This is a genomic window from Litoreibacter meonggei (assembly GCF_003663885.1).
In the GTDB taxonomy this organism is placed as follows: domain Bacteria; phylum Pseudomonadota; class Alphaproteobacteria; order Rhodobacterales; family Rhodobacteraceae; genus Litoreibacter; species Litoreibacter meonggei.
The window spans coordinates 214,831-227,790 of record NZ_RCCE01000006.1; the positions used below are offsets into that span (position 1 = coordinate 214,831).

11 protein-coding genes and 1 pseudogene are annotated in these 12,960 nt (G+C 55.1%); 6 read left to right on the plus strand and 6 right to left on the minus strand.

What is annotated here, in order from left to right:
- Positions 1-16: 16 nt before the first annotated feature.
- Positions 17-1,126, minus strand: coding sequence for a dipeptidase (locus tag BCF46_RS17190; RefSeq protein ID WP_121027278.1), 1,110 nt, complete (start codon positions 1,124-1,126; stop codon positions 17-19).
- Positions 1,127-1,187: 61 nt separating this feature from the next.
- Here BCF46_RS17190 and BCF46_RS17195 point away from each other — a divergent pair, with 61 nt between their 5' ends.
- A complete protein-coding gene (locus BCF46_RS17195) occupies positions 1,188-2,096 on the plus strand; it encodes a LysR family transcriptional regulator (RefSeq protein WP_121027281.1) in 909 nt (302 codons plus the stop codon).
- Positions 2,097-2,125: 29 nt separating this feature from the next.
- Here BCF46_RS17195 and BCF46_RS17200 read toward each other — a convergent pair whose 3' ends face one another.
- The 3 genes and pseudogenes from BCF46_RS17200 to BCF46_RS17210 form a co-directional block, all read right to left on the minus strand.
- Positions 2,126-4,042, minus strand: a complete 1,917-nt coding sequence (locus tag BCF46_RS17200) for a beta-galactosidase (RefSeq protein ID WP_121027284.1) — start codon at positions 4,040-4,042, stop codon at positions 2,126-2,128.
- A gap of 7 nt (positions 4,043-4,049) precedes the next feature.
- Positions 4,050-4,655 (minus strand): 2-dehydro-3-deoxy-6-phosphogalactonate aldolase, encoded by a 606-nt coding sequence (locus tag BCF46_RS17205; protein ID WP_121027286.1) that lies wholly within the window; start codon positions 4,653-4,655, stop codon positions 4,050-4,052.
- An 80-nt stretch (positions 4,656-4,735) separates the two neighbouring features.
- Positions 4,736-5,098 (minus strand): annotated as a pseudogene (locus tag BCF46_RS17210) (SDR family NAD(P)-dependent oxidoreductase); the annotation flags it as partial.
- A gap of 255 nt (positions 5,099-5,353) precedes the next feature.
- Between BCF46_RS17210 and BCF46_RS17215 the strand changes: the two are divergent.
- The gene (locus BCF46_RS17215; RefSeq protein WP_121027289.1) at positions 5,354-5,812 is read left to right on the plus strand and encodes a (2Fe-2S)-binding protein; all 459 of its coding nucleotides are present in this window, start codon (positions 5,354-5,356) and stop codon (positions 5,810-5,812) included.
- A 3-nt stretch (positions 5,813-5,815) separates the two neighbouring features.
- Positions 5,816-8,068, plus strand: coding sequence for a xanthine dehydrogenase family protein molybdopterin-binding subunit (locus BCF46_RS17220; protein WP_121027292.1), 2,253 nt, complete (start codon positions 5,816-5,818; stop codon positions 8,066-8,068).
- Between the two features lie 44 nt (positions 8,069-8,112).
- Here the strand turns inward: BCF46_RS17220 and BCF46_RS17225 are convergent, their stop codons facing one another.
- A complete protein-coding gene (locus BCF46_RS17225; RefSeq protein ID WP_121027295.1) occupies positions 8,113-8,961 on the minus strand; it encodes a copper resistance D family protein in 849 nt (282 codons plus the stop codon).
- A gap of 3 nt (positions 8,962-8,964) precedes the next feature.
- Positions 8,965-9,306 (minus strand): copper resistance CopC family protein, encoded by a 342-nt coding sequence (locus BCF46_RS17230; protein ID WP_121027298.1) that lies wholly within the window; start codon positions 9,304-9,306, stop codon positions 8,965-8,967.
- Between the two features lie 681 nt (positions 9,307-9,987).
- On the opposite strand from BCF46_RS17230, the gene BCF46_RS17240 reads away from it, so the two are divergent.
- From BCF46_RS17240 to BCF46_RS17250, 3 genes are all read left to right on the plus strand, one after another.
- Complete coding sequence (locus tag BCF46_RS17240; RefSeq protein WP_170157967.1) at positions 9,988-10,776, plus strand: TIM barrel protein; 789 nt, start codon at positions 9,988-9,990, stop codon at positions 10,774-10,776.
- A gap of 78 nt (positions 10,777-10,854) precedes the next feature.
- Positions 10,855-11,793, plus strand: coding sequence for a substrate-binding domain-containing protein (locus tag BCF46_RS17245; protein WP_121027305.1), 939 nt, complete (start codon positions 10,855-10,857; stop codon positions 11,791-11,793).
- An 89-nt stretch (positions 11,794-11,882) separates the two neighbouring features.
- Positions 11,883-12,956 carry an ABC transporter permease gene (locus tag BCF46_RS17250; protein WP_121027308.1) on the plus strand — a complete coding sequence of 358 codons (1,074 nt, stop codon included), beginning with the start codon at positions 11,883-11,885 and terminating at the stop codon, positions 12,954-12,956.
- Positions 12,957-12,960: the final 4 nt, after the last annotated feature.

Consider the following 12,960-nt stretch of genomic DNA (forward strand, 5'->3'; position numbering starts at 1 on the left):
GTCTGGCCGTAAGGGGTTATGCCCCCCATGTTTTTTCCAGCACGCGCAACCAGTTTTCGTGACAAAGTTTAGCTATCAACGCATCGTCGTAGCCATGTTTCGCCATCGCGTGCCGTAATTTTGGCAGTCCTGCACAAGAAGTAAGCTCTTCCGGCACAACCGCTCCATCATAATCCGAGCCGAGTCCGACACGGTCTTCACCCAGATGCTCGATCAAATGATCAAGATGTCTAAGCATTTGCTCCAGTGGCACATCCGCCAGCATGCGTCCGTCATCCCGCAGGAAGGCCACTGCAAAATTCAGCCCCACCATGCCATCGCTTTCGCGGATCGCGGCCAGCTGTTTGTCAGTCAAATTGCGACTGTGCGGGCAGATCGCGTGGGCGTTGGAGTGCGTTGCGACAAGCGGTTTCGACGAATGCCGCGCCACATCCCAGAAGCCTGCTTCATTAAGGTGCGACAAGTCCACCATTATTCCCAACTCGTCACAGCGCTTCACCAGTCGCAAACCATGGTCTGTCAGGCCGGGACCAATGTCTGGCTCACTAGGGTAACGGAACGGAACGCCATGTCCAAAGATTGTGGAGCGGCTCCAAACCGGTCCGATGGATCGCAGACCCGCGCGGTACAATACTTCGAGCGTGTTCAACTCCGCATCGATCGCTTCCGCACCTTCAATGTGGAATATTGCCGCCATTTTGCCACTACTCAACGTGGCGCGAATTTCCGCAGCAGTCTTACAAACCGTTAAAGCACCGCGCGCCTCCAAGTCGAACAAGATCGCCGCTTGCGACATTACGACCGGAAATGCGTCTTCCCAGTCAATCGGGTCTGGAAGGGGCAGATCGTAGGTAGGTTTCGCCATCTCCTCAAACTTAAACTCAAGATCAACAGGAGAGGGTACATAGACGGCAAAGAAGCCACCGCCAAAACCGCCCAGCGTTGCAGATGGCAGATCGATAGCCCCATCACGACCAGTCACAAAACTCTTGGATGCTGACACGCCACCCGCGCGGTACAGCTTCAACAAGACATCGTTATGCCCGTCGAACACTAACGGTGATGCTAGATTGCTCACAATTCCCCTCCCAAGGCTCCCGTTCCACCTTATTCCAGTAATTCTCATGGACCACAGCTAATGACATGATATTAAATCATAACTGAATGAGACTTTCGCAGAGGCTGAGATGGCGACCAAAACTTGGCATAGCCTGCCAGAATATCAGGCCCTGCGTGCCTTGATGGAGAGCGGCACAACGTCAAAGGCCGCTATACGGTTGGGCTTGTCGCAGTCTGCTATCAGCAGATCAATCGCCAGTCTTGAAGCTCGCACCGGGCGAATTCTGTTCGAGCGCGAGGGCGGGCGCCTTCGCCCTACCGACGAGGCGATGCGGATGAACCGTCGGCTGGATCCACTATTTTCTGCGCTGGACCGAATAGACGGTCCACCAGACGCCGCGCCTGAAACCCTGAGGATCGTCGCCCCGCCAACCTATGCGCATCGATTTCTTGTCCATCAAATTGCAACGTTTCTGAAAACAAACCCCCAATTCTATCTAAGCCTCGAAGTTGCATCGTCAGAAGATGTTATACGTGGCATTCTGGAGGATCGGTTTGACCTTGGGTTCACAGGTGTTGAGCTATCACGTGACGGAGTAAAACTCTCGCTGTTCCGCACCTCCAGCGCAGTATGCGCGATGGCCAGCGATCACCCCTTGGCCAAGCGAGACACCATCCACCCTGAGGATTTAGACGGCCAACCGATTATCGCGCTCACCTACCGCCATGCCCGCCGCGCGCAATTGGAAAAAGTGCTACACGGATGCCGGAGCAAACCCCGCATTGTCGCAGAGGTCTCAACATCCATCGCTGCGGTCGACCTTGCGAAAGAGGGTCTGGGCCTTACCGTTGTTAATCCTTTTCCTATTGTCCAATACCGCGCCGACGACGTCGTGTTCAGACCTTTTGCGTCACAAATCGCTTATCGCAGTTACTTCGCCACGCCCGACCAAAGGCCGATATCTCGCGTCGCAAGAGCATTCATCCGACATCTGAGGCTGCATACTCCAAAGGATGTTTTCTCCGAAAAAGCGTGACTTCGCACATCGGACGCAAACCTGCCTTTCTAGAGCATTTCCCTTGTGACGGATGCCGCCTGAAAGGTCGTGCCAAAGGCGTCAATTGGCGCGGTACTATAGTTAAACCAAAACATCTCATGCCCGGTTTGTCGCCGGCGTAGACCGTCGGGCATATTCACTACGTCAATACCAGCACGTTCACATACGGTGCCAAAGACACGTTTCATCGCAGCGGCATCAAGCCAGCCAGAAACATAGATAAAACAATCCCCTGAGACTATGGCTGGCTGGCCGTCGTCCGTCTCTTCGATAACCTCTGCATCACCTTCCAGCACTTCGTGATAACGTGTAATCGTGCCACCGGATTTGAGCGGAATCTGCATATCAGGGCGCAGGCTTTCAACACGAGACACCAGCACATCCAGTCCCGGAACGGCCGGAGGCAACGGAACCGGGATGCGCATACTCGAGTCTCTTGCGCCGCTTCTTGGACCTAAAACTACAGTTGCGCCACTTGCTCGAAGAGCTCCCTTCAACGCGTCACTCATGTGCATAAGGCCAGGTGCCAAGATGACCTTATACGTTGTAAAATCAGCGTTCTGACGCAGGATGTCTACCGACAAGCCAAGGGCGCGAAGGGCACGGTAGGTATCAAAAACCAGGTCAAAGTAACTCGCCCCCAGACCGTGCGGTTGAATGGCCCAAGCCCAATCCGCTTCGTAGTCAAAAATCAACGCAACTGGTGACTGATACGAGGTAACCTCCGGCGCATCAGCAATCTCACGGTAAACCTGTTCAGCTTCAGCAAGTGCGGGTGCCGCAACACTGTCGGGGCGTAACAAGCCGGCATGCATCTGCTCTTGTGCCATCGGAGCCTGACGCCAGCGGAAATAGCATACTGCCTCGGCACCATGCGCAAATGCTTCCCAAGTCCATAAACGAACCATTCCCGGCAACGGTTCGGGGTTGTAGGGCGCCCAGTTTACGGGACCGGGTTGCTGTTCCATGACCCACCAACGCCCTTTGCCTACAGCGCGGTACAAATCATGGTGGAAAGCCTGAAAATCGGGATCGCCTTGCCGCGCATACGCACGTTTATAGCTTGGGGCAGCTTCGATGCGGTCTTCCAAGAAGCCGAGCGGGTAGCTGTCCCAACTCGCAATATCGAGGTCGTCACCAATCGCAAAATGGTCAAAGTCAGTAATGCGACCCATGTAATTATGTGCGATCGGCGCATCAGAATACGCCCGAATGATATCTGCCTGGAGTTTGTTGAAAGCAACAACCTGAGCAGAACTGAAACGCCGAAAGTCCAAAACATGCGACGGGTTGGGCTCAGTCACAGTCAGGTTGGGTAGGTCAATTTGATCAAAGTCGTTGTATTCCATCGACCAAAAAATATTGCCCCACGCCTTGTTGAGCGCCTCAATATCCCCGTCATTCCCCTGCCCCGGATACTGTGCTCGCAACCACCCACGAAAAGCATGCCGGGCCATGTCACTATAAGATAATGTTGTGTCATGGCAGCCGTATTCATTGTCTGTTTGCCACGCGGCCACAGACGGGTTTCGACCATAGCGTTCCGCCAATTTGGCCACGATTTGAGCGCACTCAGCTTTGTAACCTTCGTGGCTGAAGCAGTAGTGGCGGCGCGAGCCAAACTTCCTTGCGCGCCCATCTACGTCAACGGCCAGCATTTCAGGATGTCGATCAAGCATCCAACGCGGCGGCGTGGCAGTCGGGGTGCTCAAGACCACCTTCAATCCAGCCTCACCAAGAACGCTGATCGCGTCATCCAGCCAATCAAAACTATACGCGCCGCGCGATGGCTCTATGCGCGACCATGCAAACTCGCCAATCCTGACCCACGTCAGACCGGCCTCTGCCATCCGCCGCGCGTCGACCTCCCATATCTCTCGGGACCAGTGCTCCGGATAGTAGCATGTACCGAGGGTCCGTTTCATAGTCGAGCTATGCCTTGCCAGCGTCGTAGGCGGCGACGATTTCCAGCGCCCTCGTGGCAACGTCATCAGCAGTAAGTCCCGGCTTGTAGATACCTGAGCCGATACCGAAACCTGTCACACCAACACGAAACCAGTCGGCGAAATTAGACGGATCAGCGCCGCCCACGGCATAGGTTTTGGTGCCTTTCGGGAGAACTGCTGAAATTGCAGCAAGGCCAGAGGGCCCAATCAACGATGCAGGAAAAAACTTCAGCCCGTCCGCCCCGTGGCGCAGCGCGGTGAAGCACTCTGTAGGCGTGGCAACGCCGGGGTAAGATAGCATTCCCAGCTCTTTGGTCTTCTCAATCACAGCCGGATTGCAGTCTGGTGAGACGACTAGCGTGCCGCCCGCATTGTGCACATCCACAACTTGTGCCGCGTCTAAGACCGTGCCGGCGCCCAACGTTGCCTGCCCGGCCAATCCCTTTGCTAAAATCTTGATTGAGTGCAATGGATCGGGTGAGTTCAAAGGCACCTCAATCCGATCAATACCAACTGCAACGAGGGCTTGACCGATTTCAAGAACCTCACTTGGTTTCACTCCACGCAGAATTGCTATGATTTCTCGGCTCATAAGTGTTGCTCCCTTTGTTGAGACGTAAGTGATCCGAAGATCGGCAATATCCAGTCATCGCCATGAAAGGCGCTATCTGCCTAGCCAGTCATGACAACGCCACCATCCACCACAACAGCCTGTCCCGTCATCATACGACTGGCATCGGAGGCAAGAAACAGTGTCGTGTCAACAATATCGCGCGGGGCTAAATGATCCTTCAGACATTGCCGCTCCAAATGAGCCGCAAGCGCATCGGGGGTAGCCCACATATCCAATTGTTTCTCCGTCAGAACCCAGCCAGGTGCCAAAGCATTGACGCGAATTCGGTCCGGACCAAACTCACGCGCCAGCGAGCGGGTCATGCCAGTCAAACCGGAATTTGCCGTGGTGTAAGACGGATAACCCGCATTCCCCATCATGTAGCTGATCGAGGAGAAGTTGATGATCGATCCACCGTCCGCACGATGATTCAGGTTCATCCCCTCCAGCGAAACGCGCGCATCGCCGCTGTGCGGGCAATGTGTGACCGACCTTCCGATGATTGGCCAAGTCGACTTCGACGAATAGACCAAGACGTTGGTGCAGTCCTTAGACCGTCTTGTCACACAGCCAAACTCGAATACGCATGATACGTTACGTCATCGGCACGAACTGCAACTCCCACTATCGCCTATTTGGGCTATAGTAATTCGACGCTGAAGATTAGGAGTTCTTCGATGAAATTGACAGTAAATGGCACCGACCACGAGGTTGACGTTGAACCCGAGATGCCGCTGCTGTGGGTGTTGCGCGACGAGCTTGGTATCACTGGCCCAAAATACGGTTGTGGCATCGCGCAATGTGGGGCCTGCACGGTCCATATAGACGGAGAAGCCGTCCGCTCCTGCCAATTGGAAATCGGTGATTTGGACGGTGTAGTCACAACCATCGAGGGCTTGGGAACGCGTGCTGCACTTCATGTCGTCCAAGAGGCTTGGATCGAGCATCAGGTCGCACAATGCGGGTACTGCCAGTCTGGGCAGATTATGTCAGCGGCCTCATTCTTGGATACCAACTCTCGCCCCACGGATGACGATATTGACGACGCAATGTCTGCCAATCTGTGCCGGTGCGGTACCTACCCACGAATCCGCGCGGCAGTGAAATCCGCCGCCGCCAAGCTGAACGGAACATAGCTCATGAGCCAAGCTGGAAAAATCGCTCGCCGCACGTTTTTGATCGGATCCGCGACCATCGTAGGTGGGGTGGCCTTCGGCACTTACCTAGCGAAACGCGCTATACCAAACCCCCTCCTGCAAGACCTCGCAGATGGCGAGGCCGCTATTACGCCTTACGTCAAGATTGAGGCAAACGGGATCACGCTTATCACGCCTCGCGCTGATAAGGGCCAAGGCTCTTACTCAATACAAGCGAGCCTGATCGCAGAGGAGTTAGACATTGATCCGGTAACAGCAACCATCAGCCCCGGCATGCCTGGTCCCGCTTACTTCAACAGCGCGGTTCTACAGGAAGGTGTGCCCTTTCCAGCTTATGATCAGGGGGCCGTCGCCGAAACGATGCGCAGTTTCATGGCCGTGCCCGCCAAGATTTTTCAGATGCAGGTAACGGGTGGATCATCCACAGTACCTGATAGCTACATCAAACTGAGAATGGCGGGGGCCGTTGCTCGCGAAACGCTCAAAGAGGCTGCCGCCCAGCGCGCGGGTGTCTCTCGCACTGAGCTTAAGACCGACGCCGGACGGGTGATCCTGCCGGACGGCACTCAAATCTCCTACGTCGATCTTGCGGCCGACGCAGCAACGATTGATCCGATCACGGATGTCACACTCCGCGATCCCAGTGAATGGCGTCTCTTGGGCAAGGTGAATGCCAAACGCCTTGATATGGTCGCTAAGTGCACAGGCACCGAGATCTATGGCATCGACTACGCAGTCGAGGGCATGGTCTACGCCTCCGTCCGCGCGAACCCCGGGATCGGGGGCGATTTACTTAGCTTCAATGCCTCTGCCGCTGAGGCCATGCGCGGGGTTCAAAAAATTGTGCCAATCAAACATGGCGTGGGCGTCATCGCAGATAATACATGGCGCGCGTTTCAAGCGGTCAACGCAATCGAGTGCGAGTGGAGCGCTGGCCCCTATCCCGCAAGCTCGATTGAGATGTTCGATATCCTCGAGAAAGCCGTCGACAATGAAGACATGTACGACCACCGACAGCGCGATGAAGGCGACGTAAGCGGCGCGCTCGAACGGGGCGAAGTAATCGAAGCCACCTACCGCATCCCCTATTTGGCCCACGCACCGCTGGAGCCCATGAACGCGATTGCGCGCGTTACCAATACCGCGTGCGAAATTTGGACCGGCACGCAAATTCCACTTTTCATCCGCAACAAAGCCGCGCAACTCACCGGCCTCGATGAGGAGCAAGTCTTTGTCTACGTTCAGCCCATGGGCGGCAGTTTCGGTCACAAGCTGGAAATGACCCATGTAGAGCAAGCCGTCGAGCTGGCCATGGCAGTCAAAGGCACACCCGTGAAAATGACGTGGTCGCGCGAGGAGGATATGACGCACGACTACCCTCGCCCCGCCGCCGTCTCGCGCGGACGTGGCAAGGTCGCAGACGGAAAAGTTGATACATTCGATCTCTCGGTCAGCCAATCCGCGTTGACGCCCAATTGGTTTGGACGCTTAACAGGGACGACCATCCCCGGCCCAGATGCGACGATTACCACTGGGTCATGGGATCAACCTTTCGATATTCCGAACTACCGCGTCACGGGTTACCGCGCGCCGGACATGGTACCTGTCTCATCATGGCGCTCGGTCGGAGCGTCAGGCAACGGGTTCTTCCATGACTGCTTCCTTGACGAGCTGATCCACGCAGCAGGCGTGGATCCGTTGGCCGAACGCATCCGGCTATGCCTAGATGACGCATCGCGCAAGGTATTGGAAACCGTCGGCGACATGTCTAGGTGGGATGGATCAACTCCAGGAGAAAACCGAGGCCGAGGCGTTGCGTTTTGCATGTCGTTCGGGGTGCCCGTCGCACAAGTGATTGAAGTCACGAAAACTGACGCAGGCATCAAAATCGACAAGGTTTTTTGCGTAGTCGATAGCGGACCAGTGCTTGATCCCACAAACTTTGAAGCACAGGTTTTCGGCGGCGTTATCTTCGGCCTCGGCCACGCTATGAATGCTGAGCTGACTTACGAGAACCACGCGCCACAGCAGGACAACTTTCACGCCTACGAGGGCATGCGCTTGTATCAAACACCAGTTATCGAAGTGAAAGCACTGTCCAACGCGTCTAAAATCAGGGGCATAGGCGAACCCGGCGTGCCACCTGCCGCCCCTGCCCTGGCCAATGCCATATTCGCTGCAACTGGCCAGCGTATCCGTGAGTTACCGCTGAACAAGCATATCAACTTCGTTTGAGGTTCAGACGGCCATTACTTTGGCTGCGGAGGCCACCAGGCATCTTAGGTTGGAAGCGTTAGGGACGTGGTGAGTACAGCTGTCGTGGCAAGGATCAGCAACACAATGATCCATTCGAATGTGATCGCCTTGGCAAGTTTGCGCGCCGCGCTTTCATCCCCAGCCTGCAAGCCCGGGACAAAGCGCAGTTTGTTCAAAGCAGCCAAAGCCAGAAGTATCCCCACAAGCGTCAGCTTGATTATTATCGCCTGACCGTAAGCCGCTCCAAATAATGCCGAGACGGAACCAACCAGAACATAGCCCATATACACGCCAGCGACGATCAGGATCGGAACCGCTACTGAGGCGATCTGCCCGAACCGATGCCCAACAGACGCTGCGACATCAGCCGTTTCACGGGACCTCGCCAGCCTTCTAAGCGGCATCAGGATACCTATCCAAAACGCAGCGACTAACAAGTGCAACATCAGCGCTAGGTCAAGCAGCAACGCGTTCTGGCCCGCGACGTGCCCAATGTGGTTGAACGACCATATTGCCAAAACACCACCATTAGCTGATCCCACCAGCCCGATCCGCCCAGCGAAAAGCCCCGCAATCAGTAGGCCCAGCCCCGCCATTCGATACATCAACGCCGTGCCGGATGGGGTTTGCCAAAGCAGACCCAGCATTTCTGGGTCACTCAAACCCGACGCATCCCCGGTCAACATTGCCCCTTGAAGAAAGAATGACATCAAGGCTGAGACCAGCCCGATACAAGCAAAACCGCACGCAACGCCGCGATACCTAACTAGCCGGAAGATCACGGCGGTGAAAACCGTTCCCGCCGCCGTGAATATCCCAAGATAGAGCCCGAACTTTGCAACGATTGCAGCGATCCCCCAAAGGTCGGGCATCCGCTATTTAACCGTAAAGACGAAGCTGCCGTTCAAGGCATGGCCATCCTCGCCAAGTCCCCGCCATTCAATAATGTAATCGCCACGCTCCACCCCATTAAACGGCAGCAGGAAATCGGTCGCAAATTTGGTTTGGGAGCTAATTTCCACTTTCATGGGATCCCCATTCTCATGCGCAGAAGTAACCCGCGTCAGCCGAATGTTATTTTTGAAGATCAGCGCGATCTCGGTAGGTATTTCCGCAAGGGTGGCTTCGTTGGCGGGCGTCGTTGCCATTAGCGGCGAATGTGCAGAGGCGACCACAGCCCAGATGCTTACAAGCCCGGCAAGTAGAATGGCTTTCATATGTCGTATCCTATTCTCGCTGCAAGTTGATACCATTGGCACGTTGAAACTCTTGGACATAGCCCATGATGATAACAGAATCCGCATGGTTATAAACATCCAAGTCGTGATCTTACTTGCTACACCTTCCACTTGGTGGAGGGTCAACGACGACATTCTCACAGCTGCGTGAATAACTGGGTAAGCATGCGCGTCGAGCGACCGAGTCAGGTTCCTCAATCCGTGCGACCGGTCGTGATCAGCATCGACAACGTCCGCGGTTCTGCAAGTCCAGCGCAGTTAAGAAATGCACTCACTTATTCTAACGGCGCCAACGGACGCGGCCGGGCTACGCTCTTAAACTCTCGGCCCAGAACTCTGATCAAAGTGATGAGCCGGTTCACTGTGGTGCCGGGTTGGCCTCTTCGAGCTTTAACGTCAGCGTTTGCATTTCGATCATGGGACCGTTGTTCACGGTTGCAATTGTCAATTCACCTGCCGTAACGGCAGAGCCACCTGCAACGCAAAGCGCCAAACATCGGCGCAATCGCTCGCGACCGGTTAACTTCCATTCCAACTCAGCGGTGCAGGTTCTGACATCATGCAACCGGTTGCAAAAATTCCCAACCACTCTAAAGTGATCCTCGAATCATGGAGGAATATCTCAAAGCAATGCCACCGATGTGTCTCAATCATATGACAATGCCCGCGTCATCCACCGTTGAGGTTTTGGACGCCGCTAAGTCGTTGGGATGCGTAGGCGTAGAGCTGCGCAACGACCTTGCATCCGAGATTTTTGATGGACGAAGCCCTGCAGAAATACGCGACGAAGCCTGCGTTCGGGGCCTCAGTATTTTTGTATTAGCCGAAGTTTACGCCTTTAATGATAACACCACTCAAACACGGAATGCGGCGCTAAGCCTTGCGCGCGCCGCCCAGGAATGTGGAGCAGAGGCGATTGCTTTGATCCCTCGCGTGGCAGAGATGCCAATTGATCGTGCAATGCAACGCGCCTTGCTCCGTGACGCTTTGAATGCGCTTAGGCCGATGTTGGAAGATAACGGTATCACCGCACTGATAGAGCCGCTGGGCTTTTCCAATAGCAGCCTGCGCCAAAAGGGTGATGCGATGGCCGTGCTGGAGGATATGGGGCGTCCAGATTGCTTTGCCCTGATCCACGATACATTTCATCACGCCCTGTCCGGAGAGGCTGCGTATTTCGCGGACGCGACCAGAATGGTTCATATTTCTGGCGTCGCTGATCCGACCGTCGCAACCCGCAACATGATCGATGCACATCGCGGGCTAATCGATAGCAATGATCGTCTGGGCAGCATTGATCAGATTTCACATTTGCGAAGACAGGGCTACTCGGGCCCGCTTTCGTTCGAGGCATTTGCACCAGATGTGCATGAATTGATCGATCCGACATCTGCATTGTCGGCATCAACAGCTTTCATAACTTCGAATGTGGCCGAACTGGCGGCGTAGAAGGATGAAGTAAACGCCCTTTCTTGGGGCCCCGGCATTAATGAACCGTGCGCCGGGCACGATTTTGGGAGGAAACCAATGAAAAAGTTCGTTTTGGCCGCTGGCCTGACAGCACTGATGAGCACAGGTGCGTTCGCACAGCAAATCGGTGTTTCGGTTGCTCGTTTCGACGACAACGGGTTGACCGTAATGCGCAACGGTATGGCAGCACACGAGGCCAAGCTTGACGGTGTGAGCCTGCAAGTTGAAGACGCGACAGACGACGTGGCGAAGCAACTTGACCAGATCAACAACTTCATCGCATCTGGCGTCGATGCGATCATCGTGAACGCCGTTGATACCAACGCGACCGAGGCCATGTCAGCCGCTGCCGCATCTGCTGGCGTTCCACTAGTTTACGTCAACCGTCAACCAATCAACATGGCCACGCTGCCCGATGGACAAGCGTTTGTAGCATCCAACGAGATTGAGTCTGGCACGTTGGCCGCATTCCGCATGTGCCAAGATCTGCGCGCACAAGGTAAGTCTGGTGGTGCAAGGGCGTACATGCTGATGGGACAGCTGTCCAACCAAGCTGCCGTTCAACGGTCGAAAGACTTCGAAGACGTTATCGGAATGGACATGTGTAACTTCATCACGTTGATCGACAAGCAAACCGCTGAATGGTCGCGCGATAAAGCCCAAGACCTCATGACCAACTGGATTTCATCGGGCGAGCCGTTTGACGCTGTTTTCGGCAACAACGATGAAATGGCGATTGGTGCAATCCAAGCGATGAAGGCCGCTGGCATCTCCATGGACGACGTGGTCGTCGGAGGGGTTGACGCAACATCCGATGCACTGGTGTCCATGCAGGCAGGCGAGATGGATGTAACCGTGTTCCAAGACCTCGCAGGTCAGGGTGCAGGTTCCATCGATACTGCTATCGCTCTGATCAATGGCGAAGACGTCGATAAGGCTGTCTTCATTCCGTTCAAGCTGGTCACACCAGAGAACATCGGTGAATTCCTACCGTAAGCCGGCAAATTTATACACGCCGGGGCGCGCGCATTTTGCTGCGCCCCGGTACATTACTTCTTAATTGACGCATCGGGGGAGCTGAAACGATGTCAGATACAAGTCAAGGCACAGGCGGCCTGACCTTCGACAAATCCAAGCGGCAATGGCCGAACGAGCTAAACGTTCTGGCAGCCCTCATTCTCATCGTCATAATCTTTGAAATTCTAGGCGCAGTCTTTGTCGGACAAAGCCTATTGTTCGACACCAACGATCGCTTCGACAGCATTTTCAACGAAGCACGTTTGCGCATCATCATTATTCAGGTGGCCATCGTTGGCATCATCGCTCTGGGTGTAACGCAGGTGATTATCACCGCGGGCATCGACCTGTCGTCCGGCTCCGTGCTTGGAGCCACGGCTATGATTGCCATGAGCTTCGCGCAGGTTGCTGAAGTGAACGGTGCCCCAAACCCAAAGGCGATCTTTGGTCCGGCATTCCTTGACCTACCCGTCATTGTTCCGGTGATGGTCGGCCTTGGTTGCGGGATTATCGCGGGCATAATTAACGGCATCCTAGTCGCCTATTCACGCATTCCGCCTTTCATTGCCACATTGGGCATGATGCTTTTCGCGCGTGGCGTGGCGCAGTGGTGGTCCTCGGGCAACCCAGTGTCGTTTCCAACAGAAGCATATGCCGTGATCGGCGCGGGTATGAATCCTGTGATTATCTTCCTTGCCCTTGCGCTGCTTTTTCACCTCGTGATGAATTACACCCTCTACGGCAAGCACACGTTTGCCATCGGCTCTAACGAGGCTGCAGCCCGTATGTCGGGCATAAACGTGCCGCGCCATCTGGTTTTGGTTTATGCGATTGCCGGTATGCTTGCGGGCCTCTCAGCCGTGATTTTAACGTCCAAGAACCTGACCGCGCAATCGGGCATGGGCCTGTCCTACGAGCTTGATGCAATCGCAATGGCGGTTATTGGCGGCGTATCGCTCTTTGGTGGGCGTGGCTCCATCGTCGGGACGGTGATCGGCGCGCTGATTATCGGCGTAATCACATCAGGCTTTACGTTCCTACGCCTTGGCGCATTCTATCAAGAAATGGTGCTTGGCTGTATCATCGTGGGCGCGGTTGCGCTTGATCAGTGGCAACAAAAACGCGCTGCGGCTCGGGCTTAGGGGA